The sequence below is a fragment of the Nitrospira tepida genome, assembly GCF_947241125.1.
GTDB classification, from domain to species: Bacteria; Nitrospirota; Nitrospiria; order Nitrospirales; family Nitrospiraceae; genus Nitrospira_G; species Nitrospira_G tepida.
The window spans coordinates 4429759-4451218 of the sequence record NZ_OX365700.1 but is presented as its reverse complement, the minus strand read 5'-3'; the positions used below and the strand labels follow the sequence as shown (position 1 = coordinate 4451218).

The 21460-nt window shown below is 61.8% G+C and carries 26 protein-coding genes; 23 read left to right on the top strand and 3 right to left on the bottom strand.

The genetic code is table 11. The features are described from left to right. The first annotated feature begins 63 nt into the window (after positions 1-63). From QWI75_RS21145 to QWI75_RS21045, 22 genes are all read left to right on the top strand, one after another. Positions 64-1389 carry a cytochrome b N-terminal domain-containing protein gene (locus QWI75_RS21145; protein ID WP_289271354.1) on the top strand — a complete coding sequence of 442 codons (1326 nt, stop codon included), beginning with the start codon at positions 64-66 and terminating at the stop codon, positions 1387-1389. 125 nt (positions 1390-1514) lie between these two features. Then, on the top strand, positions 1515-2036 hold the full coding sequence (locus QWI75_RS21140; protein ID WP_289271353.1) for a DUF1264 domain-containing protein: 522 nt from the start codon (positions 1515-1517) through the stop codon (positions 2034-2036). Between the two features lie 115 nt (positions 2037-2151). Further along, on the top strand, positions 2152-2622 hold the full coding sequence (locus QWI75_RS21135; RefSeq protein ID WP_289271352.1) for a c-type cytochrome: 471 nt from the start codon (positions 2152-2154) through the stop codon (positions 2620-2622). A gap of 84 nt (positions 2623-2706) precedes the next feature. Then, positions 2707-3984, top strand: coding sequence for a YncE family protein (locus tag QWI75_RS21130; protein ID WP_289271351.1), 1278 nt, complete (start codon positions 2707-2709; stop codon positions 3982-3984). Between the two features lie 87 nt (positions 3985-4071). Continuing rightward, a complete protein-coding gene (locus QWI75_RS21125) occupies positions 4072-5088 on the top strand; it encodes an outer membrane beta-barrel protein (protein WP_289271350.1) in 1017 nt (338 codons plus the stop codon). Between the two features lie 294 nt (positions 5089-5382). Continuing rightward, a complete protein-coding gene (locus QWI75_RS21120; protein ID WP_289271349.1) occupies positions 5383-5793 on the top strand; it encodes an OsmC family protein in 411 nt (136 codons plus the stop codon). Positions 5794-5856: 63 nt separating this feature from the next. Beyond that, positions 5857-7290: a c-type cytochrome gene (locus QWI75_RS21115; RefSeq protein WP_289271348.1), complete on the top strand. Its 1434-nt coding sequence runs from the start codon at positions 5857-5859 to the stop codon at positions 7288-7290. Positions 7291-7310: 20 nt separating this feature from the next. Further along, positions 7311-8519, top strand: coding sequence for a sulfite oxidase (locus tag QWI75_RS21110; RefSeq protein WP_289271347.1), 1209 nt, complete (start codon positions 7311-7313; stop codon positions 8517-8519). 23 nt (positions 8520-8542) lie between these two features. Further along, positions 8543-9154: a c-type cytochrome gene (locus tag QWI75_RS21105; RefSeq protein WP_289271346.1), complete on the top strand. Its 612-nt coding sequence runs from the start codon at positions 8543-8545 to the stop codon at positions 9152-9154. A gap of 14 nt (positions 9155-9168) precedes the next feature. Further along, positions 9169-10257, top strand: coding sequence for a potassium channel family protein (locus QWI75_RS21100; protein ID WP_289271345.1), 1089 nt, complete (start codon positions 9169-9171; stop codon positions 10255-10257). Position 10258: 1 nt separating this feature from the next. Then, positions 10259-10618 (top strand): DsrE family protein, encoded by a 360-nt coding sequence (locus tag QWI75_RS21095; RefSeq protein ID WP_289271344.1) that lies wholly within the window; start codon positions 10259-10261, stop codon positions 10616-10618. Positions 10619-11069: 451 nt separating this feature from the next. Next, positions 11070-11501, top strand: coding sequence for a CBS domain-containing protein (locus QWI75_RS21090; RefSeq protein WP_289271343.1), 432 nt, complete (start codon positions 11070-11072; stop codon positions 11499-11501). Between the two features lie 54 nt (positions 11502-11555). Beyond that, positions 11556-12128, top strand: a complete 573-nt coding sequence (locus QWI75_RS21085; protein ID WP_289271342.1) for a c-type cytochrome — start codon at positions 11556-11558, stop codon at positions 12126-12128. 46 nt (positions 12129-12174) lie between these two features. After that, positions 12175-12591, top strand: a complete 417-nt coding sequence (locus QWI75_RS21080) for a c-type cytochrome (protein WP_289271341.1) — start codon at positions 12175-12177, stop codon at positions 12589-12591. A gap of 100 nt (positions 12592-12691) precedes the next feature. After that, complete coding sequence (locus QWI75_RS21075) at positions 12692-13168, top strand: hemerythrin domain-containing protein (protein ID WP_289271340.1); 477 nt, start codon at positions 12692-12694, stop codon at positions 13166-13168. Positions 13169-13191: 23 nt separating this feature from the next. Beyond that, a complete protein-coding gene (locus QWI75_RS21070) occupies positions 13192-13566 on the top strand; it encodes a hypothetical protein (protein ID WP_289271339.1) in 375 nt (124 codons plus the stop codon). Then, positions 13563-14171 (top strand): cytochrome c, encoded by a 609-nt coding sequence (locus tag QWI75_RS21065; protein ID WP_289271338.1) that lies wholly within the window; start codon positions 13563-13565, stop codon positions 14169-14171. Before QWI75_RS21070 ends, QWI75_RS21065 begins: the two co-directional genes overlap by 4 nt. A 4-nt stretch (positions 14172-14175) precedes the next feature. After that, positions 14176-14736, top strand: a complete 561-nt coding sequence (locus tag QWI75_RS21060; RefSeq protein WP_289271337.1) for a hypothetical protein — start codon at positions 14176-14178, stop codon at positions 14734-14736. Next, positions 14733-15326, top strand: a complete 594-nt coding sequence (locus QWI75_RS21055) for a hypothetical protein (protein ID WP_289271336.1) — start codon at positions 14733-14735, stop codon at positions 15324-15326. The genes QWI75_RS21060 and QWI75_RS21055 overlap by 4 nt, the downstream gene beginning before the upstream one ends. Before the next feature lie 76 nt (positions 15327-15402). Further along, the gene (locus QWI75_RS21050) at positions 15403-15981 is read left to right on the top strand and encodes a cytochrome c3 family protein (protein WP_289271335.1); all 579 of its coding nucleotides are present in this window, start codon (positions 15403-15405) and stop codon (positions 15979-15981) included. A gap of 200 nt (positions 15982-16181) precedes the next feature. After that, entirely contained in the window at positions 16182-16472 is a 291-nt protein-coding gene (locus QWI75_RS23015; RefSeq protein WP_370693598.1) for a BrnT family toxin, read from the top strand. Then, positions 16444-16725 carry a hypothetical protein gene (locus QWI75_RS21045; protein ID WP_289271334.1) on the top strand — a complete coding sequence of 94 codons (282 nt, stop codon included), beginning with the start codon at positions 16444-16446 and terminating at the stop codon, positions 16723-16725. The genes QWI75_RS23015 and QWI75_RS21045 overlap by 29 nt, the downstream gene beginning before the upstream one ends. A 29-nt stretch (positions 16726-16754) precedes the next feature. Here QWI75_RS21045 and QWI75_RS21040 read toward each other — a convergent pair whose 3' ends face one another. Beyond that, positions 16755-17822, bottom strand: coding sequence for an SIR2 family protein (locus tag QWI75_RS21040; protein WP_289271333.1), 1068 nt, complete (start codon positions 17820-17822; stop codon positions 16755-16757). A 60-nt stretch (positions 17823-17882) separates the two neighbouring features. Continuing rightward, entirely contained in the window at positions 17883-18185 is a 303-nt protein-coding gene (locus tag QWI75_RS21035) for an XRE family transcriptional regulator (RefSeq protein WP_289271332.1), read from the bottom strand. Between the two features lie 97 nt (positions 18186-18282). On the opposite strand from QWI75_RS21035, the gene QWI75_RS21030 reads away from it, so the two are divergent. Continuing rightward, positions 18283-18639: an addiction module antidote protein gene (locus tag QWI75_RS21030; protein ID WP_370693660.1), complete on the top strand. Its 357-nt coding sequence runs from the start codon at positions 18283-18285 to the stop codon at positions 18637-18639. 31 nt (positions 18640-18670) lie between these two features. Here the strand turns inward: QWI75_RS21030 and QWI75_RS21025 are convergent, their stop codons facing one another. Continuing rightward, positions 18671-21421 (bottom strand): bifunctional acetate--CoA ligase family protein/GNAT family N-acetyltransferase, encoded by a 2751-nt coding sequence (locus tag QWI75_RS21025; protein WP_289271330.1) that lies wholly within the window; start codon positions 21419-21421, stop codon positions 18671-18673. Positions 21422-21460 lie beyond the last annotated feature (39 nt).

Below are 21460 nucleotides of genomic sequence, written 5' to 3'. Positions count from 1 at the left end.
ATAGTTTCCCGTGCGTGAACAATTTCTCATTCGTCATTCCTCATTTCACATTTTGAGTCTCGAATGGCTTCCCGACTCTACAACTGGCTCGACAGCCGGCTCAAACTGAAACCCATCCAAAAAACCCTGCTCGACGAGCCCATTCCCGGCGGCGCGAGTTGGATCTACGTCTTCGGCTCCGCGACGCTGTTTCTGTTCCTCACGCAGGCTCTGACGGGCATGTTCCTAGCCGTCTATTATGCCCCCACCCCGGACCATGCCTACGACAGCGTCCAGTTCATCGAGCAAGAGCTGTGGTTCGGCGGCTTCGTGCGAGGCCTGCACCATTGGGGCGCCTCAGCCATGGTCATTGCGATCGGCCTGCACATGCTGCAAGTGTTCCTGTACGGCGCCTACAAGCCGCCGCGCGAGATGATGTGGATCGCAGGCGTCGTGCTCTTTCTCATCACGATGGGCTTTGCCTTTACCGGCTATCTGCTCCCCTGGGACCAAAACGCCTACTGGGCCACGCAGGTGGGAATCAATATGGCGGGAACCGTGCCGCTCGTCGGGGATCTGCTGGTGCGGGTCCTGCGCGGCGGGGAAACGTTGGGCGCCCTGACCCTGTCGAGGTTTTTCGCCGTCCATGTCCTGTTTCTGCCTTCGCTGTTGATCGCCGGCATCATGTTGCATCTGTTCATTCTCCGCCGGGTGGGCCCGGCCGGGCCCTGGACGGACGAGCGCGCCACCCTCAGCCACGAGACCTTTTATCCCCGGCAGGTCTTCATGGACGCGGTGGTGATGCTGGGGGTTTTTGCCGTGCTGGCGCTCCTCGCGGCGATGGTGCCGTTCCCGCTGGCCGACAAGGCCAACCCCGCCGACACGAGCTTCGTCCCGGTGCCGGAGTGGTATTTCCTGTTCTATTACCAACTGTTGAAATACGTCCACGGTCCGCTGGAGCCGCTGGCCACCTGGGTCTTGCCGGCGCTGTTCATGCTGATTCTCTTTCTCTGGCCCTTCATCGACCGGAATCCGGTCCGCAACCCGACCAGGCGGCCGATGGCGCTCGGGACCGGGGCGGCCTTTCTGGCGGTCGTCTTCGTGCTGCTCGGCATCTCGCTGCGGGATCTCTACGCAGTCCCCCATGTCGATCCGGAGGTCGCGCGCGGGAAAGAACTCTACGCGCAGTTCGGGTGCAGCGGCTGCCATCGCATTCACGGGGAGGGCGCAGCGGTGGCGCCGGATCTGTCGTTTGTCGGAGACGAGCGGCCGGACCGGGAGTGGCACCTCCGGCATTTCCGCGATCCCGCCTCAGTGTCCCCCGGCTCGTTCATGCCGAAGTTTCCCCTGACCGAGGCCCAACTCAACGACCTGACCAGCTATATGTTGAGCCTCAAGCGACAATCGTAAGAAGGCGTGAAGCTGTTTGTGAATCCTTTCTGCGCGGAAGGACTCACATCTCGAAGCGGACGGTCTCGTTCCACCGCCGTTCGCGACTGCACCATCACCTTCACTCATCTCTTAAGGAGGCCGTCATGAGAGCAGGCAAGCAGGGTCATGTATGGGTCGGAGTGTTCGCGATGCTGGCATGGGGAGGGCTGGCGATGCCGGCCATGGGCGCGGAAGCCTCATCGCCGGCCGCAGGTTACGATATTCACGTGCAGGCGCCCCATATGATGCCGGACGGCACGCCGGGCGGGCCTTACCACCACTATTGCAAGGGGATTTCCGACCAGATCCTCCAATGTCTCCTCTTCGAATCGACCGACCCCAAGGCCAAACTGGTCGGCATCGAATACTTTGTCGCCAAGGATCTGTCCCGCAAGCTTCCCCCCATCCAATGGCATCGCTACTTCCATGACCACAAAGTCGAGATCGCGACCGGCCGCGTCCAGGTGCTTGACATGCCCGAGGACAAGGCCAAGGCCGTGGCCGAGGCGGCTTCGAAGACCGACGGCGTCATCTATCACCTGTGGCAGCACGGGCAGGAATTTCCCGACGGAACCGTGACGTTCCCGCAGTCGCTGGGGCACAAGTTCCCCGGCCACTCGGAGTAGGGTCTGCCGATCGGTTGTGGAGCACGGCCGGCCGATCGAGTCATCGGCCGATGATCGTGAGGAGGGGCCGGCCTTCAGGCGGCTCCTCCGACCCCCATCATGAAAGCCGCATGACGTGAGCCGCTCACGACGCTTCTTCCGCGACAGGCACATGGTCCTCGCCTGCTGCGCCCTGATGCTGATTGGATTCGGGCCGCCGGTCTGGTCTGCCGATGAAGATGTGCTCAAGCCTCGGGTTCCTCCCGATCAGATCGAGCAGGCGCGAACCTGGGTGAATCCGTTTCCGGCCACGGCGGACAACATCGAGAAGGGAAAGGCGCTGTTCCACGGAAAGGCCTTCTGCGTGACCTGTCACGGCAGGGACGGCACGGGACTCGGCGACATTCCGGGCCTGCGCGGGAAGCTGCCGAGGAATTTCACCGACAGGGTGTGGCAGAAGACGAGAACGGACGGCGAATTGTTCTGGATTCTCCGGAATGGAAGTCCGGGCACCGATATGGCACCATTCATTCCGCTCGTGCTGACGGAAGAGGAGGCTTGGCAGGTGCTGCTCTATGTCCGGTCCTTCGGGCGACCGTCCGACTGAGGGCGCCGCCCATCGATGAAACGCCGGCATTGCAGAGAATTTAATGCGACTCTCCCCCTGATCCCTCACGAAAGGAGGCCAGCCATGCAGTCCAGGCGACACGACAGACCCCGCTTGCCGGGCATGCCCGTTTCATGGCTCACCGCTGTGCTTGGAGTAGGCATCTTGCTGTGGTCCGCCTTCGGCCGGCCTGTTGCGGCGGACGCGTATGAAGTCTGGCTGACCGATCAGTCCGATACGGGCAAGGAAAGCGGCGGATACCTGTACATCTACGATGGCGCGCAGCTTGCGAGCAATCCCGTTTCGGCCAAGCCCGCCTCGACCATCGACCTCTCCGGAGAGATCAACAGATTCTGCGAGGAATCGACCAAGAAACCGCTTCGCCGCCCGCACATGCTGTTCTTCAACCGCGACCAGGACCATGCGATCCTGTCGTTCTTGAGCGGGCAGGTGCTCTTCATGGACGCGAAGACCCGCAAGCCGGAGGCCTGCCTGTTGATGGGGAAGAACGTGCATGCGGCCTGGCCCACTCCCAACCAGAAGATGGCGATCGCCGCGAACATTGCCGAGAAAAAGTTCATCCGGATCTGGACCGACTACCCCGCGCACACATTCAGGTTTGATCCCGAGAAGGATGTGCTGAACCTGGCGGCGTTCGAGAGCGGCGAGCGGCCGGACAACGCGCCGATCTGCCCGATCACCGAGGCCTCCAGCCGGTTTGCGTTCATCACGCTGCGCGGAGGCGGGCTGTTGGTCGTCGATGTGACCGCCACGCCGATGGCGGTCGTGACCATGTTGGACAACAACCAGATTCATCCGGCCGGATGCGGCGGCATTCAGGTCGGCGATACTCTCTACATCAACTCGGGCGGGGGATGGCCGATCGCTCCCCTGTCTTACGACGTCTATGCGGTGGACCTGTCGTCGCTGCCCAAATCCGTATCGGCCAAGCTCGTCTCGCAGCGGGACCAGAAATTTGCCGATTCGCACGGCATGGCGGCCGTGGGCCGGTACCTCTGGAGCGCCGACCGCGCCGGCAACGACATCGAAATCATTGACACGCTGACCAACCTGAGCGTTGGGTCGGTGAATCTCGTGACGGAGGCGAACGCAGATCCGGCTCCGGATCTGATGGACGCCTCGCCGGACGGGCAGTATGTGTTCGTCGGCCTGCGCGGTCCCAATCCGCTGACCGGAAACGACAAGACGGTCAACAATGCCAAGGGGACGATCCCGGGCGTCGGGGTGATCCATGTCGATGGCGGCGGCAAGGTCGGCCATTACAAGGGGCAGGCGGCGATCAGCAATATGAAGGACGGCAAGGAAACCGCCGATACGCACGGGATCGCCGTCCGGAAGTGACGCCATGACCGAGAACGGGCGGTTTCCGTGAAGTAAATCGCGCGGAACCGCCCGCCGTTGCTCCCTGCCAGTTGGTCGCCTGCTTCGATGATGCCAACGACAAGCCGATGGAGCGCCGTTGGCCGTCTCATCACGCTGGTCCTCGTCCTCGATGCCATCCTGCCTCCCATGGCTCGGGCCGAGTGGTCGCTGAACGCCGGCCAAAAGGTCAGTTACACGACCGACGCGTTTCAATTTTCCGCTTCCCGGCGGCTCGCGCTCAGCGAAGATCCGACGCAACCGACCATCGTCCCCTTGGAGAAACCGCAGGATGTGGTCTGGGAGCCGATGGTGGAGGCGGTGCGTACCTCCTCCAATCGGTGGGGCGCCAACGAGTTGTCCATGAAAGCCGTCGGCTTCATCTTCACGGACAAACCGATCTTCAACCACGGGGAGTATCGCATCCAGGGCCGCCAGTGGCTCAACGACTCAACCTCGCTCCTCTTCCGCTACCGCTACGTGCCGAATCTGTTCTTGGGCCCCAACTTCGAGCGTCGATCCGGCCAACGGGCCATTCAAGAGGAGCGAGTGACGTCCCACCGGTGGCGGATGGAAGTGGAGCATCGACTGACCGAGCGATGGACGGCGACGCTGATCGGCCGTTTCGGGCTGCGCTTCTATAACGACGCGTTCGCCGAGCGGGACACGCACTTCTATGCGGCCGGGCCGCAGGTCAGCTATCGGGCAGCCTCCTGGGCGACCGTGGCCCTGGGGTATCTCTACGAGCGAGGCTTGGCCGAGGGCCGCGACGAACCGCAATTCCAGGACGACGTGTCCTATGTTCTCCACCTGCTCTCGGCGGGCGTGGAGTTTCGCCTCCTGCCCAAGCTCACGCTGAGCCTCATGTATCTGCATCTCCGCAAGGACTTCACCAGCGGCATCGCCGGAGATCCTCACGTCGGCCGGTTTGATCAGACCCATCAGGGCTGGGCCGAGCTGCGCTACCACCTCAGCTCGCGAGCGGCCCTCACGGCCAGTTTTCAACGGACCCAGCGGACGTCGACCAATATCGACCGGGACTTCCAGGATTCGATCTTTTCCATCGGCGGCCTCTATCAATTCTAATGCCCACCTATCCAGGCACGAATCCCGGCTTCTGTGGCATAGGGCGACAGGGAGACCAGGCCGCCTGTCGCCTTTGTCTTCAAGTCCGTAGCGGCTGACTGCGTATCTCCTCAAAAATCCGTCATGCCGAACCGCCCTTGGCAGAGAACGGAGCCTTGGGACATGGCATACCTATCGCAAGTAATGGTGTCGGACCCAACCGAGTGTCCGCCTTGCGCCATGCGTGAACGGCACGACGGAAGGCGGGGAAGGCCATGCAGCACAATGCGCGCCTCGGAGGGAACAGGAGGCGGTATGAATCTCACGGTCAGCTATCGCGGAGGCACGAAGTTCCATATTCACAGCAATGCGCACATGGTCGTGACCGACCAGCCGCGGGAAGACGGCGGCACGGACGCGGGGATGAGCCCGGTGGAGCTGTTCATCGGCTCGCTTGCAGGCTGTATCGCCTATTTCGTCGCGCGGTATTGCGCTCGTCACAATATTGAGTCCGAAGGGCTGGTGTTGGACGTGGAATATGAGATGGCCGAACAGCCGCATCGGGTCGGGAAAGTGGCGGTGCGAATCCATGTGCCGGCCTCGATGAATCCTTCGCAAGAAGAACGACTCTTACGAGTGGCCCATGCCTGTACGGTGCACCAATCTCTGGTGGTTCCGCCCAGGGTGGACATCAGTCTGGTCGCGAAAGACCGCACGGCAGCGTGATGTCGCCCTGGCCTACAGAGGCAACGGAAGTGCAACCGAATCCAAAAACGGAGGGAGAGTGTGATGGACGACGTAGTGCCCGGAAGACGGCGGATGCGCGCCTGGGTGATCATGGGCGTGGCGGTGCTCGTCATCGGATTAAGCCTGGCGTCGAGATCCTTGCTGGCGGACGACCGGTCCCGGATCGAGTCGGTGCTCAAGACCACCTGCGCTGGCTGCCATCGTCTGGAGGGAGCGCCGGCCTCCCGTCTGGAAAAAAAAGCGCCGGATCTCATCGGGGTCGGCAGCAAATTCAAACACGAGTGGCTGGTCGGGTGGCTGGCGGGAAAAGAGCCGCCGGTCTATACGTCCGGCTACCGGTGGGATCAACCGGAGGCTCGGCAACCGCACATGGCGTTGCCTCAGGCCGAGGCGGAGGCGATGGCGGAGTATCTTGAGACCAATTTGACGGACCCCAAGATCAAGCCCGGCGCCATCGACATGGCCACGTTCAGCAAGCAGGAGGCCGCCTTCGGCGAAGCCATTTTCAAAGAGCATGCCTGCATCGGCTGTCACCAGATTCAGGAGGGCGGCAAAACCGTCGGAGGGTTGCAAAGCACGTCGCTGGCGAACGCGGGGAGGCGGCTCAAGGCCGATTGGATCTACCGGTTCAACTCCAATCCTCCGGACTATGTGCCGCACAGCGGCGAATTTGTCGGCGACGTGAGCGAGTTGGGGCTGCGCTACGTCACGGGCTTCATCGCGACCAGAGGATGGGACGACTTTCCGTATTATGAACCCTGGACCAGCGAACCGTTCGGCCATCCCAATGTGGACCGCGGGAAAGTGATCTATAAGGAGTATTGCGCGCAATGTCACGGGGCCGCGGGAAAAGGCGACGGGCCGGCTGCGCCGGGGTTGAATCCGAAGCCGGCGGTTCATGCCAACATGGCGTTCGACAAGCTGCCGACGGAGTATCTGTACAACGTGATCTACTATGGAGGGCGGAGCGTGGGGAAAGCGGCGACGATGCCCTATTGGGGCCTCACCATCGGACAACAGGGCGTGGCCGATGTCATCGCCTACCTGCGTGAAACGTTCAAGGGCGGGGAAGCGGTCACGCAAGCGCCGGCGGGCGATGGCGCCTTGGGCGTCTGTCCGCAGCCACGCAACACGCAAAAAGCCCCGGAACAGTTTTTGTCGATGACGAACCCGGTGCCTGCCTCACCGCAGGCCGTGAAGGCCGGGAAGCTGCTGTTCCAGGAAACCGCGAAGCCGCTCGCCTGCATGAATTGCCACGGGGGAAAGGGGGACGGCGCGGGCGTCATGGGCATGGCCTTTCAGCCGCCGCCCAGGAACTTTACCTGCGGCCAGACGATGAAGCACCTTTCCGACGGGCAACTGTTCTGGGTGATCAAGAACGGATCGCCGGGGACCGGGATGATGGCCTTCGGTAACCTGTCGGATGACGAAGTGTGGCAGTTGATCCACTACATCCGTTCGCTGGCCAAACCCTGATCGTCGGAGGAGGCGCGACAATGTCGATGCATCGCATCTCGCGGCGGCGGATGTTGCAACTGGCCGCCTCCGCCGCCCTGGCCGCAGCCGTGCGGCCGCAAGATCTGCTCGGCCCGGCTTGGGCCGAGGAGGCGCAGACCGGAGACGGTGGAAATCCGGCAGGCCAAGACCGGCTTCGCACGAGGGTGAGTCGGCCGTACGACGCGGAAACCCAGGTCTCCTCCTTCCGGGAATGGATCACGCCCACGAAGTCTTTCTTCGTCCGCAGCCATTTTGGTCCGCCTCCTGCCGAGTCGGTGGATCCGGCACGTTGGCGCTTGACCGTGGCTGGTCTCGTCGATCGACCGCTGATTCTGAGCCTGGCCGATGTGAAACAGTTCGAAGAGGTCACGATCACGGCGGTGCTGCAATGCAGCGGCAACGGGCGGGCCTTCCATCACCCGCGCGCCCCCGGAGTCCAGTGGGAACGGGGAGCAGTCGGAAACGCGCAATGGACCGGCGTGCGCCTCACCGATGTGCTGCAACGGGCGGGCGTGCAACGGGCAGGCGTCCGGCATGTGCAGTTGGAAGGGGCCGACCGGCCGGTGTCCGATAAGACGCCGCTCTTCATCCGGAGCATCCCCTTGGCGAAAGCCCTGCATCCGGACACGTTGCTGGTGTACCGCATGAACGGGGAGCCATTGCCGTTGCTGCACGGGGGTCCGTTGCGGTTAATTGCGCCAGGCTGGATGGCCGATGCCTGTACCAAGTGGCTCACCGCGCTGACGGTTCAGGAGCGGGAGGCGGAGGGCTATTACATGCAAACGGCCTATCGACACCCGATCCAGCCGGTCGAGCCGGGGGCCGCGGTGCCGCACGAGCAGATGCGCCCGGTTGAAGCCATGGTGGTGAAATCCCTGATCGTGAGTCCATCGGAAGGTGCGTCGCTCCCAATCGGCCCGGTCCTCGTCGAGGGCGTGGCCTGGACCGGAGAAGGGCGCGTCGCGCGAGTAGAGGTTTCGTCGGACGGGGGCAAGACTTGGCACCAAGCCCGGCTGCTGGGTGAAGACATGCTCTATGCTTGGCGGCGCTGGGACTATCGCTGGGAACCGACAACCGGCGGGACCGCCACTCTTCTCTCTCGCGCGACCGATAGCCTGGGCCATGTACAGCCTGAACGGTCACCGTGGAATCCTGGAGGGTTTTTGTGGAACGGATGGGATCGGGTCACGGTGACCATCACAACCTAGCGAGGCCGCGCCGGAAGCGGATCGTGTGGGTCGCGATCGGCGCCCTGTTCATCGGATGCCTGCTCGTCCTGTCCACGTGGCTGAGGGCCGGTCTTGCGCAGGCCCCTTCCATCGCGACGGCGGGGATGCGCCAGGCCGAAGGACTCCTCATCGCTCGCTGCGCCGTCTGCCATAGCACGGATCTGATCGTCCAGCAGCGCCTCGCTCGCCCGGCTTGGGAAGCGACCGTCGCCAAGATGCGGCATTGGGGCGCGGAGCTGTCGGAAGAGGAGGCAGGACTGCTCGTGGAGTATTTAGCAGGCCGCTACCATGCGACCGCCCCTGATCATCTGCCGGATGAACAGCACGAGGCGATTCCCTTTCGATTCGAAGAGGACGGTCAGATGATGGCCGAACACCTGCCCGGCAACGCCAAGCGAGGGGCGGGCCTGTTTGCGGTCAATTGCCAAGCCTGCCACGGCGCCAAGGCCGCCGGCGGCGCAGGTCCCAAGCTTGCCGGCAATCCGATTCTAGGCGAGGACGAGCGGTTTTGGGACACAGTGGTGCACGGGCGCGGCGCGATGCCGGCTTGGGGCACGGCGCTCAAGCCTCAGGAGATCGCCGATATCCAGGCCTGGCTCCGCGCATTGGATTGACGTGTCGGCTCATCATGATCGCGACCGCGCCCCAATCGAGCCTTCTCCGGCACCTGGTCCTGTCGTTCCTGTCCGTGCTGGCCGTCATCGCGAGCGGGACGGCCGGCTATGTGGCGATCGAAGGCTGGTCGGCCTTCGACGCCCTCTACATGACCGTCACGACGGTGACGACGGTGGGATTCCGGGAGGTGCACGAATTATCCCGGGCCGGCCGCGGGTTCACCGTGGTGCTCATCATCAGCGGGGTCGGCACGTTGTTCTATGTGCTGAGCAACCTCGCGCGGCTGGCGATTGAAGGCGAACTTCGTGTCCTGCTGGGGCAATACCGAGTGGGAGGACGCATGCGGGCGTTGAAGAATCATTACATCATCTGCGGCGGGGGCCAGATGGGACGGCGCATCGGCAAGGAACTGAATTCCAAGGCGCTGCCCTTCGTGGTGATCGAAAAGAATCCGGAGATCGCCGCGCAATTGCAGCGGGACGGCATGGTGGCGGTGGCGATGGAAGGCGACGCGACGAGGGATGAGGTGCTGACGCAGGCCGGGGTCCAGCGCGCGAAGGGGCTGGTCTCCGTGGTCAATTCCGATCTCGAAAATCTCTATATCGTGTTGACGGCGCGAGGCCTGAACAAGGATCTGTACATCGTCGCGCGGGCCGGCGATGAAGGATCGGAGCGCAAGCTGCTACGGGCCGGAGCGAACCGGGTCTCGTCGCCCAATATCAGCGGCGGGATGGAGATCGCGCAGGCGCTCATCCGGCCGGCGGTGCTTGATTTTCTGGAATTGGCGACGCAAAGCGAACACCTCGATTTGCAGATCGAAGAGTTTGCCATCGAACAGGGTTCGCCGTTGGACGGCAAGGCTCCTCACGACTGCGGGCTCAACCATGATCGAGGGTTGATCATCGTCGCCGTGAAGCGGAAGTCCGGGCACATGGAGTTCAATCCCGGTGCGACGGTTCGTCTTGGCGAAGGCGATCGCTTGATCGTCCTCGGAGCGCCTCCCAGTCTGAAACATCTGGAATCCATATTGCGGCTCGGCTCTGCGACCGGCAGGGTCGCGGAATCACCACTGACCTATGCCAGCGAAGAAGGGGGATCATGATATGGCGACGTTCATTGTTTCCGGCAGCCGCGGCACCGACGATCCTACGATGGCGACCCTGCCCTTCATGGCGGCCAAAACCGCAAAGGAGCAGGGACACGACGTGATCCTCTGGCTCTGGAATGAAGCGGTTACGCTCGGTCGCAAGGGCACAGCCGATCACGTGACTGGGGTGAATCTGACGCCCGTAAAGGATCTCCTGGCCGCGATTCAAGCGGCCGACGTGCCGATCTGGGTCTGCGGCGCCTGTGCGGTGGCTAGGCAGATCGGACCGGGAGACTTGGTCTCCGGCGCCACGATCAAGGGCATGCCGGACTATATTAGGGCCGTGGCCGAGCGCGACCGCAGCGTCGCCTTCTGACGGTTTCCTGATGGGAGCGGTGTCCTGCCACGAACGGCGTGGCGCAGCGCGTTCATGCCACGAACGCGCAGGCAAGGCGGAAAGGCCACGTGTGCGTCATCGCCCGTCGCATTTTGCACCAGACCTCCGGCCCGGCCTGTGGATTTTCTCGCCAAGACCCTCCCTAAGCCATTCACTCCTCGCACACTCAACCTTTCGATCCTTCACGATTTCTGGCTCGCATTGGAACCTTGCTAATGGCATGGTCCTGGCAAGAGTGTGATCTCATAGAAGAAGCAGGATCACTGCTGGGTTTTCTCCGGCCGCCAAGAGCCATCGAAAGGGCGGCCGTTCAACCAAAGGTGGTGTAGAGAAGAAACAAGAGTCATCTGAGGTGTTTCTCCGGCGGCGTCAGCTTCGATACGACGAAGAAAAGCCGCCGGTTCAACCAAAGGTTGGGATGGAGGACGCTATGCCTACGGAAATCAGGCCAGGTGTGCCGGTCGGGGGATTCAAGACGGTGGGGCAGATCCATGCTACCAACGATTTGGTCATCAATCGCAAGCAGAACGCGCTCGCCGTCGCGGTGGAGCTGCTGACGGACCACATTCCCGGTGCGCCGGTGGTGGACGAGAAGGGTGAGTTCATCGGCTTCGTCAGCGAGTTTGACATCCTGCGGGCGCTGGAAGCCGGGAAGGACCTGAACAAGCTGACGGCCGAAGACGTGATGGCAAAGGATCGTATTGCCGTGACCGACGATACCACGATCGATCAGGCGGTGAAGCTCATGGAAGAAAAGCGCCTGCTCAATCTGCCGGTCAAGAAGGACGGCAAGGTCGCCTATTCAGTGACCAGACATGATCTCCTGCGGGCCTGGATCGGCCTCGGCGTGTCGTTTGAGTAGCGAAGACGGGAGATCGCGAGCCGTGCTCGCGCGCAATAGAAAGGGAGTCTGTGCATGAAGAAGGGCCTGTGGCTTGCAATCGGATTGACCGCCTGCATGGCCCTGCCGATTGTGGCCGCGGAAGGGCAGGGAATGCGAGGGATAGAAGGCATGATGGGCCCGCGTGTGCCGGCGGACAAGCTCGCTGAGGCTCGCGCGCTTACGAGCCCGCTTCCCGACTCGGCCGAGGCGGTCGAGAGGGGCAAGGCTCTGTATGAGGGCAAGGGCACTTGCTTCACCTGTCATGGACTGTCCGGGCGGGGAGATGGTCCGGCAGGGGCGACGCTCAATCCGCCTCCGCGCAATTTCCATCATCGGGGGTTCTGGCGGCACCGCAGCGAGGGGGAGATCTTCTGGGTCATTAAGAACGGATCGCCCGGCACCGGCATGATTCCGTTCGGTGGTGCGCTGACCGACGAGGAGATCTGGAGCCTCATTCAGTATGAACGAACGTTTTCCGGCGGCCACGGGCCGCGCCGTGGCGGAGGTCAGCCGGAGGGGATGGGCCACAGAGGGGCGCGCGGAAGCATGGGATCGGATGCCGGACAGGAAACCGCCGCTCCGGGCGGTGAATGTTGCCCGCCGTGATGCTCAACGAGCTGTCATTGCCGCTCTTTCGGGAAGGAGTGTGTCCATGAAGAAACACCGCATGGTCGTCCTCGGAGTCGTGCTCATGGTCTTCACCGGTTCCTGGCTGCTGGCGCAGGAGGTACGGGGCAATCCAAAGAACGGGCAGGCCGTGTACGAAAAACATTGTCTTCGCTGCCACGGGGCTTCGGGAGATGGCCTTGGGCCGGACGCGACCGATCTGGTCGTGCCGCCTGCCAATTTTCAGTCGGCCAAGTCCAGGGCCAAGACCGACTTCGAGCTGCTCATCGCGATTTCCAACGGCGTGCTGTTCAGTCCGATGCATGGATGGAGGGGGCGTTTGAACGACACCGAGATGATGGATGTCATTGCGTATATCAGGACGTTTGCGCCGTTTCTGTCCATCTCTCAGACCGGTCCAGTGGCCTCGGACGCTCCGACCGTTGACGACCGCCGTGGATAGGCGATCGGCATCAGGGGCGAACCTGTCGCGCGAGGCCGGCGTGACGTGCCGTCCGAGTTCGCCATCGGATCTATCGCGAACCCCGAGGAAGGAGTGAGCAATGACCGAACAGACCATCGTGTCTGTGTTTCAGCACGACCATCAGGAACTCGACCGGGCGCTGGAACAGTATCGCAGCCTGAAGCAGACACATGTTCAGGCGGCTAAGGACTCGTTCAAACGGGTTCTGACCGGCCTTAAGCGGCATATCATCTGGGAAGAGGAGCTGTTGTTTCCCCTGTGGGAACGGAAGAGCGGCATGACGGGCGGAGGCCCGACGCAAGTCATGCGGCTGGAGCATCGGCGGATCGCAGACCTGTTGCACGCCATTCACGAGAAGGTCCAGGCGGGCAATATCGGCACGGAGGAGGAAGAGCGTCAACTGGTCGAGCTGTTGGCCTCGCACAATATGAAAGAAGAGCGGATTCTTTATCCGGCCATCGATCAGATCATGAGCATGGAGGAGCGGGCCGACATCTTCCAGGCGATGAAGGATCTGCCGGAAGAGCGCTATCACGCCTGTTGCGAGGGAGCCTGATGGCGATGGGACGAGGGAGTGGAATGAGGAGACCGGCGCTGTTCCTCACCCTTGCATTCGGCTTCGTCGGGATGGCCGGCATGAGCGGCGCGTTGGGATTGCCGGCGCCGGTTATCGGCGCACCCGTCAGCGACGGGCAGAAGGTCGGCGAAGGAATGGGAGGTCAGGACTCGGCCGAGCCTCCGTTCAATCCCCATGGCAATTTGGTCTTCCGCGTGACCGGTGCCACCTCTTGCCGCGATTGTCATGCCGCCGGCCGATCCTCGTCGGCCTGGCCTGTGCTGGACAACGAACTGGTGCGGGTGCTCGTGGCCAAAGGGAAGGGCGCGCATGCCGGGAGATTTGCCGACTGTTTTCGATGCCATCCCGGCGGCAGGCTCCCGAGCGAGCGGCCATGATCGTTGACGAGGCGACCGGCGAGGGGACCGGAAGGATCCGGAAGACAGGAAAGGAGCGTGCAGGCAATGGACTAGCAGCCGCCCATCCGGGCCTGACGCCCGGGAGGCAGTCACCGGTCGTGCTGTTTGCTCTGCGGCCGGGCTTCATGATCGGCGGTTGCGGTGACGGACTCAAGGACATCAGGCAGTACGAGCGTGGCGAAGCAGCCGAATCCCTGCCGGTGATCCCCGATACCAGGCAAGCCATCCGCCTATCACCCGCAGCGCAGACTGAGCATCAGGGGGCGATGGTTCAGCACCTGCAGACGATGGAGGGCATCGTCAATGCGCTGGCGGCGGGTGACTTCTGGCTGGCGCAGATGCGAGCGGAAGCCCATCCTATGTTTTTCGAACGGCGGATGGCCTTGGTCCGGCAGCGCATGGAGACCTACCCGCTGGCCTTTCAGGAACTAGCCGTCGCGCATCAGGCGGCGGCCGACGAGTTGGCCCGCGTTATTCCATCACGTGATCTCGTCCAGATCCTTCCACGGCTGAGCGCGGTATTGCAAGCCTGCTCAGCCTGTCATTTGGCCTTTCGTGTGGAACGGGACAACCGCGGAGGGTAATGCTATGACGATGGCCCTCACGCTCGCGGGGGCGTTTCCATCGGAAGAGGCGTTGCGCCGGATGATCCTTGCGCGGAAGGTCTGTTTCGACCATGATCCCTTTTATGTCCGAAACGCCGCCGGCGATATGGTGCAGATCGGATTCCAACTGAACCTCTACGCAGCCTTTAACGATCCTCGTCATCTTCCGCACAGTGACGATCAGGAACAGCGCGAGATCCTCCGGGACCTGCACGGGATCTGCCGCGTGTTCTTCCAGTCGCTTGACGTCCTGAAACCCTGCGAATATCCGGACCCACCCGCGGATCGAATTGTCTATAGTCCGGAGCGGAACTATCGAGCCGATGTCTGTGTGCAGATTCCCGTGTTTGACCGTTCCCATTTCGGTTGGCCCGCCGACCGGCGGGTGAGCGATATCCTCGACACGGTCGAATGTCTGCTCAAGAGCCTGGGAGCCAGGTGGAAGCGGTGGGACGAGGAGGCTACTCCGGCTCAACCCTCTCCCGAGACCTGTGAGGCCAAGGCGCGGCAGGCTGCCGATCTTTCCGATGAAGGGGCCGCATGAACTCGCTGGGATCGCGAGCCAGGCTGGTGGCGACGGCGGCCGCCTTCGTTGTCGGATCGGCATTCGGTATTGAATTCCTGCTCAGCCTCGGTGAGGAAACGGAGTTCGGCCACAGCCGGCGCGGCCATCTCCTCGGTTGGGTGGGGCTGCTGGTGCTTCTGCCCGTCTTCATCTATCCCCTGAAGAAGCGCTATGCTCCGGAAGCCTCGAGGCGGGGCTGGCTTCAACGCTGGTTTGGATTCCACATGATTGCCGGCCTACTCGGACCTGTCCTGATCCTCGTCCATGCCGGGGCGCATTTTCATGCCCTCGTGCCGGTGCTCGCGTTGATCGCGCTGGCACTCGTGACCGTGAGCGGCATCGTCGGCCAGACGCTCCATTCCCTCGCGGTGCGGCAGTTGAATCAACAATGGCGCGAGCTTCATGAACAGGGCCTCTCCGAGGCAGAGATCGAGGAGCGATTGGGGGAACGGGCGGCGCAGGAGGAAGCCTTTCGCTTCTGGCAGCTCGTTCACGCGCCCGTCACCATTCCGTTTGTCGCGCTGACGCTTCTGCACATCATCGGGGCGCTCTTCTTCGGAGGATGGTAGCGACTGATCGGCAAGGGTGCCGCGCTATGGTTGGACCGGCTCAAGCAGGATTCATGGTAAGGAAGACGGCTCACTGATGCGCTATGTGCCGTTGCCGGGCTCGGTGATGCCGAGCGTCTTCATCGGGACCCTCTTGTTCCTGGCCTGGCTTGGATGGGAGTCCTACCGCGCCCCGGAAACCTGGTGGGCGCCCGGGGACCTGAGCCGGGCTCACGTGGATGTCGGGTCCTGTCTCCATTGCCACCAGCCATTCAAGGGCGCGGTGAGCCGAAACTGTGTCGCCTGCCACGGCGAGACGCAATTTTTCAGGACTGCGTCACCGGAGGTGGCTACGGCCCATGCGGAGGTCCTGCGTCGGAAGGGAACCTGCCTCGCCTGTCACACCGAGCATCGGGGCGTGCTGGCTCCCATCACGATCGGCGCGCTGCACAATCCGCACGGCGAGTTCATTTTTCGCGCGACCGGCGCGCGGACCTGCGGCGTGTGCCATATCATCTCGCCGGAAGGAGGCCAGCCCAGCCTGCGGGACAATCAGCCGGTCCGGCAACTCCTGGAGCAAGGCAAAGGGGCGCATCGCCGTAGGCGGATGGCCGACTGCCTGAGGTGTCATGCAGGAGGCGTGACGGAAGTCGGGCAGGACGGGAATGATAGGTGAGGCGCAGCAGCAGTTCTGAGACGCAAAGCACCGGACCAATCCCTCGACAACAGCCCTCTTTCAAATTGGGGATGAGATCGGGATGCGAGCCAGTAATGAATTCCTTGAACAGCTCGAAATGCCCGGCATGAACATTACGGAACTGGCCATATTATAGTATGGAATTATGTATGGCTCCGTGCTAGCCTTTGTTGAGGCTGATGGACAGGACACGGTTTGAGTGGGACCCGGACAAGAATGCCGAAAACCAGAAGAAGCATGGTGTCTCATTCGAACGCGCTCAGTATGCCTTTGCCGACCCTCGACGTGTGATCGCGAAGGATCTCACACATAGTCGGTCAGAAGATCGGTTCTACTGCTTTGGTGAAGTCGATGGCGGCATACTGACTGTGCGGTTCGTGTACAGAGCCTCGATTGTTCGGATCATCGGAGCCGGTTACTGGCGTAAAGGAAAGGCGATCTATGAGCACGAAAATCAAATACACCGATGAGCCGCTAGGCGAAGTTCGCGTGATCCCGGATTTTCTTCCTTCTCCAGCCGACTTGGCTTTTCGGGAGGAGGGCGTCAAAGTCACGTTGGCCTTGAGCAAGAAGTCGGTGGCGTTCTTCAAGGCCGAAGCAGCGCGGCACCATACTCAGTACCAGCGCATGATTCGCCGGCTCCTCGATGCCTACGTCGAGACACAATCTCATGGCCCATCCGCTCGCGCCTCCAGGCCTGCCCGAAAGAGGGCAGCCGGGTAGATTCGATAGACACAAGAAATCTTCACCCGTCATGCTTTCGATAGACCACTCGAGCCCCAAGATCTTTCCAAAAGTTCCACATATTCTTCAAAAGTGACCTCTTGAGTGGAAAAATCAAAAGCCTGGGCAGTCAGAGCATCATCGCGTAAAGGAGAAACATATGTAACCGATCCAGAAAACTTCCGTGCCTTTGCTTGCAGTAACACCTGGACTCGGCTTAGGAAAGGATCATCGAGCGGGTCAGAGCGAAGTTTCACGCCGATTACAGTGACTTCCTGCGCATGTGAGATACGTTCGCACGCGATTCCTCGGACGATTTCAAGCGTGTCGAGATTAACCTTAGACCATTTCCGAGGGGCGTAATAGGCTATCAACACATCTTCCGACTCGCCATGTTTTGGCGAGTCTACAACAGCGATCCTCTTGTAACTTTGCGATCCATCATGCCTAATCCTCATCGTAAGAGGAACCGGCTGGTTTTCTGTAAGCGTACCGTCACCCATCAAGATATCCGGCATCCAATTGATCGATCCGTGCGGTTTTAGTACTTCAACCTTGCCTCCGTATCCCGGTAGCATATAATTCACCAACGCACATCGGCATCCTAGCCCTGCGCTTCCATCTACTGCTTCCATATATCGACAAATCGCCCGTTCGAGAAGGCAGTCATAATTGAGTGTGATGAAAGAGATATCTTTTGCGGATCCGCAAGTTGCGAAGACATGAGATAGTAACCTGTCGTAAACATCAGGCTTTTCGATAAATGCATCATCATATCGAGGGTCATCATTGACAGGAGGAGCGAGGGCACAAGCCGCTAAAAAGTTAAGTTTTTGCAAAAGCTGAAAATTTCCAGAATCTTGAAGTGCACCTGCAAGCACTTCGAATGATGTTGTAGAAGCAAGATGCTTTTGTAGTTCATCTCGAACGGATGAAGAAATCGTACCGTCGTCGTCCTCTAGCTGCTTGAGTTCATCCCAGGCAGCCTTAAGGTACCTAATCAGATATTGATGGAGTGTCGTGCCTAAAGGTGGTCTCGGTGTCCGTGCTCCATGTGAGGCTCCAGCTCCAAGCAGGAAAACTCTCTTTGCTTTCATTTCCGAATGACCTATTAACTGAGAAGCTATACCGGGAGTCGTAATAAGGATTCAGTCAGGCTAGGCGGCGGCCTTCTTCACCCGAGCTTCAGCGCGATGACCTGTTGCGGCCAGCACCCGGATGAGCACGTCGATCGAGACGCCGTGGGTGTTGCCATTGGCAATGCCGGTCACTCGGGTTCTCGAAGTTCCGGCGAGCCTGGCGATTTCGGCATGGGTGAGCCGTCCTGCTTGAATGATCTCGGCCAGCGCGAGGGTAAGCTCGGAGCGAAATTCCATTTCGGCCGTATCGGCCTGAGACAACCCCAGGGCACGCCCAAGCTCGTCAGCGGTCCGAACCGTCACGGTCTTTCTGGTCTTCACGACGACAGTATGTCCTGAGTTGAGGACATTGGCAAGGGTGAGAGAAACAGGGTGAGAGAAACGGGAATGTCCTGAATTGGAGAGACAGGAGCGCATGATGGGCAGAACCAAGACCACTCGTTACGATGTCGCCGAGCACCTTCGAACTCCGGAGGAAATGGCGGCCTATCTGGAAGCCTGCCTGGAGGAAGCCGATGGCGATGCAACGTTGATCGCCAAGGCGCTGGGTGATATTGCCCGTGCTCAAGGCATGGCACAGGTGGCGCGGGATGCCGGTCTGTCTCGCGAAAGCCTCTACAAGGCGCTTTCCGGTGACCGGAGCCCTGGATTCGACACGATCCTCAAGGTGATTGGAGCGCTGGGGCTGAAATTACATGCCCAAGCAACCAGTGGCCGGCTTCGTGACTCAAGAGCCCGTTCACGCGGACGAATGACCAAACGCCGTGCGGCCTGAGTCGTTTACTGCGGCGTCGTTGGCGCGTTTTCTATAATCCAACCCGGAGCGTGTTTGCGCCCACCCGAATTCTCGCATCCACGATTCGGCAGCCTTGGCCGGGCGGCAGGGCGAAGACCGGATTGAGGTCGAGCTCGCTGATCTCACCGACTTCTTCCACGAGCGTGGAGATGCGCAGCAGCAGCGCTTCGAGCGCTGATATGTCCGCGGGGGGATGGCCGCGATAGCCTTCCAGCAGGCGAAAGCCTCTGATTTCCCGCACCATCGCGCGCGCGTCGCGATCCGTCAGCGGAGCCACGCGGAACTGCACGTCCTGCAAGATTTCCACATGGATGCCGCCGAGGCCGAAGGCGACCAATGGACCGAAGGAGGGATCGTGCGTGGCCCCCACCATCACTTCGACGCCCCCGGCAAGCATTGGTTGGATGACGACCCCTTCCATCGCCTCGAGCTGATTGCGCCGCTGGAGTTGTTCGCGGATGTCGCGATAGGCTTGGCGGACGTCCTCAGCATTCTGAAGCGAGAGGCGCACGCCTCCGACCTCGGTCTTGTGAACGATCGTACGGCTGGCCAACTTGGCGGCGACCGGAAACCCCACCTGCTCGGCCAAGGCAATCGCCGCCTCGTCCGATTTGGCAACCCCGCCCGCAGGCAATGGGAGGCCCATCGCGGCCAGGACGGAACGGGTGTCTTCGGCGCTCAGCCAGCCGGATCCTTTTTGTCGCAGCGCCCTGGTACAAATGCCTCTCGCAAGCTGAAGATCGGCATCGGGATGGAGCGGCACCAGCCCGACCGGCTCCCTCCGCCATTCGGCGTAGCCCGCAGCTTTGCTCAAGACCAGGCCGGGCGTCTCGGGCAGGTTGAAGGTCGGGATCGCTTCGCTGGATGTTGAAAAGCGCCGATCCAGATCGCCCTCCGCCATCCAGGTGATCATCACCGGCTTGCTCGTGATGCCGGTTTCCCGCGCCTGCCTGATGCCTTCGAGGATGCCCTCGGCGATCGGCGCCGTGTCCGATGGGCTGACCGAGATATAGAGGATGATCAGCGCGTCGATGTCCGGGGATGCCATGAGCGTGGCGATCGCCTGCCGGTACTGGTCCGGGGTCGCCGAGGCGATCAGATCCACAGGGTTCTTGAGCGAGGCTGCGGCCGGGGTGAAGACAGCCAAGCGTTCTCTCGTCGCCGGTGACAGTTCCGGCACGATCAGACAATTGGCTTCGCAGGCGTCGGCGCAGAGGATGCCCGGTCCTCCGGCATTCGTCAGGATTGCCACGCGACGGCCGGGCGGCAACGGTTGATTCGAGAGGCCCGAGGCGAGCGCGAACATCTCATCCAACGTGTCGGCGCGGATCACGCCGGTCTGCTGGAACAGGGCATCGACGGCCCTGTCGCTCGCGGCCAGCGACGCGGTGTGCGAGCTGGCCGCGCGGCGCCCTGACGAGGTTCGGCCGGCCTTCACCGTCACGATCGGTTTCTGTCTACTCACGCGCCGCGCGATCCGGGAAAATCGCCTGGGATTCCCGAACGACTCGACGTAGAGGAGGATGACGTCCGAGGCCCGATCCTCTTCCCAATATTGCAGCAGGTCGTTGACCGACACGTCGGCCTTGTTGCCGACGCTCACGAAGGTGGAGATGCCGACTTGCAGGCGGCGCGCCGCCGCTAGCACGGCCAGCCCCAGCGCCCCGCTTTGGGACGACATGGCCACCCGTCCCGCGGGCGGAAAGGATGAGGTGAAGGTGGCGTTCAGCCGGATCGAGTCGTCGGTGTTGACCACCCCGAAACAGTTAGGCCCGACCAGCCTCATGCCGTAGTCGCGTGCCTTCTGGGCGAGCATCTGTTGGAGCCTCGCTCCGTCCGCCCCCACCTCGGCGAACCCGGCCGTGATGACGACCAGCGTCCGCACCTTGGCGGCTCCACATTCGTCCACGACCTGGAGCACCTTTTCGGCCGGGACGGCAATGACCGCGACATCCACGCGCGCCGGCACCTTCGTGATGGAGGGGTAGGACGTCAGCCCGCGGATGGACGAAGCCGACGGGTTCACCGGGTGGAGCGCGCCGCGAAATCCCGCCGAGAGCAGGGCGTCGAGCAACTTGGCGCCGATGCGGGAGGGATCGCGCGAGGCGCCGATCACCGCCACGTGCAGCGGATGAAACAGGGGTTTGAGCGATGCGACCGTGGCGACCCGTTCCCTCAGGTCCATCTTCGTCGTTTCCGGTCCCGGTTGGCGGAACTGAAGCTCGACCTCCATTTCATCTCCGTCGAACCGCTCGCGCATCTCGAATCCCGATTCGCGAAACACCTCGCGCATGGCCAGATTGTCCGGCTGGGTCACGGCCCAGAGTCTCGTGAAACCGGCGTCATGGGCGGCGAAGGCCAACCGTTCCAACAGCAGCGTCCCCAATCCCATGCCGTGAAATTCGTCGTCCACGGCGAAAGCCACCTCCACCGTCCGTTCGTCCTTCGCTTCGTAGGAGGCGACCGCCAGGATGTGCAGGCGGTCTCCTCCTTGTCGCGCGACAAAGAAGGTAAGCTGCCGCGCCTGGTTCGACGAGTCGCACATGTCCCGAACCAATTCCTCCGGCGGGGCCGACTCCATGAAAAACCGCCGCCGGCGCGCCGCGGGAGAAAGCCGCGTAAAAAAGTCGAGCAGGGCGGTCTGGTGGGCCTGGTTCGCCACGTAGAGCGTGGCTGTGGTGCCGTCGCGCAAGAGCACCGGCGACGGCTCACCCGCAACCGAAGGAATGGCATCCGGTTGATCTGATCCGAAGCGGCTCATCCGTGATTGTGTTGGCGAGGAAGAGGGTTTTGAATGAAG

Excerpts from the sequence above, each read along its gene's own strand:
- QWI75_RS21145 (WP_289271354.1), top strand. The coding sequence starts at position 64 with ATGGCTTCCCGACTCTACAACTGGCTCGACAGCCGGCTCAAACTGAAA.
- QWI75_RS21140 (WP_289271353.1), top strand. The coding sequence starts at position 1,515 with ATGAGAGCAGGCAAGCAGGGTCATGTATGGGTCGGAGTGTTCGCGATG.
- QWI75_RS21130 (WP_289271351.1), top strand. The coding sequence starts at position 2,707 with ATGCAGTCCAGGCGACACGACAGACCCCGCTTGCCGGGCATGCCCGTT.
- QWI75_RS21125 (WP_289271350.1), top strand. The coding sequence starts at position 4,072 with ATGATGCCAACGACAAGCCGATGGAGCGCCGTTGGCCGTCTCATCACG.
- QWI75_RS21120 (WP_289271349.1), top strand. The coding sequence starts at position 5,383 with ATGAATCTCACGGTCAGCTATCGCGGAGGCACGAAGTTCCATATTCAC.
- QWI75_RS21115 (WP_289271348.1), top strand. The coding sequence starts at position 5,857 with ATGGACGACGTAGTGCCCGGAAGACGGCGGATGCGCGCCTGGGTGATC.
- QWI75_RS21110 (WP_289271347.1), top strand. The coding sequence starts at position 7,311 with ATGTCGATGCATCGCATCTCGCGGCGGCGGATGTTGCAACTGGCCGCC.
- QWI75_RS21100 (WP_289271345.1), top strand. The coding sequence starts at position 9,169 with ATGATCGCGACCGCGCCCCAATCGAGCCTTCTCCGGCACCTGGTCCTG.
- QWI75_RS21095 (WP_289271344.1), top strand. The coding sequence starts at position 10,259 with ATGGCGACGTTCATTGTTTCCGGCAGCCGCGGCACCGACGATCCTACG.
- QWI75_RS21090 (WP_289271343.1), top strand. The coding sequence starts at position 11,070 with ATGCCTACGGAAATCAGGCCAGGTGTGCCGGTCGGGGGATTCAAGACG.
- QWI75_RS21085 (WP_289271342.1), top strand. The coding sequence starts at position 11,556 with ATGAAGAAGGGCCTGTGGCTTGCAATCGGATTGACCGCCTGCATGGCC.
- QWI75_RS21080 (WP_289271341.1), top strand. The coding sequence starts at position 12,175 with ATGAAGAAACACCGCATGGTCGTCCTCGGAGTCGTGCTCATGGTCTTC.
- QWI75_RS21075 (WP_289271340.1), top strand. The coding sequence starts at position 12,692 with ATGACCGAACAGACCATCGTGTCTGTGTTTCAGCACGACCATCAGGAA.
- QWI75_RS21070 (WP_289271339.1), top strand. The coding sequence starts at position 13,192 with ATGAGGAGACCGGCGCTGTTCCTCACCCTTGCATTCGGCTTCGTCGGG.
- QWI75_RS21065 (WP_289271338.1), top strand. The coding sequence starts at position 13,563 with ATGATCGTTGACGAGGCGACCGGCGAGGGGACCGGAAGGATCCGGAAG.
- QWI75_RS21060 (WP_289271337.1), top strand. The coding sequence starts at position 14,176 with ATGACGATGGCCCTCACGCTCGCGGGGGCGTTTCCATCGGAAGAGGCG.
- QWI75_RS21055 (WP_289271336.1), top strand. The coding sequence starts at position 14,733 with ATGAACTCGCTGGGATCGCGAGCCAGGCTGGTGGCGACGGCGGCCGCC.
- QWI75_RS21050 (WP_289271335.1), top strand. The coding sequence starts at position 15,403 with ATGCGCTATGTGCCGTTGCCGGGCTCGGTGATGCCGAGCGTCTTCATC.
- QWI75_RS23015 (WP_370693598.1), top strand. The coding sequence starts at position 16,182 with ATGGACAGGACACGGTTTGAGTGGGACCCGGACAAGAATGCCGAAAAC.
- QWI75_RS21045 (WP_289271334.1), top strand. The coding sequence starts at position 16,444 with ATGAGCACGAAAATCAAATACACCGATGAGCCGCTAGGCGAAGTTCGC.
- QWI75_RS21040 (WP_289271333.1), bottom strand. The coding sequence starts at position 17,822 with ATGAAAGCAAAGAGAGTTTTCCTGCTTGGAGCTGGAGCCTCACATGGA.
- QWI75_RS21030 (WP_370693660.1), top strand. The coding sequence starts at position 18,283 with ATGGGCAGAACCAAGACCACTCGTTACGATGTCGCCGAGCACCTTCGA.
- QWI75_RS21025 (WP_289271330.1), bottom strand. The coding sequence starts at position 21,421 with ATGAGCCGCTTCGGATCAGATCAACCGGATGCCATTCCTTCGGTTGCG.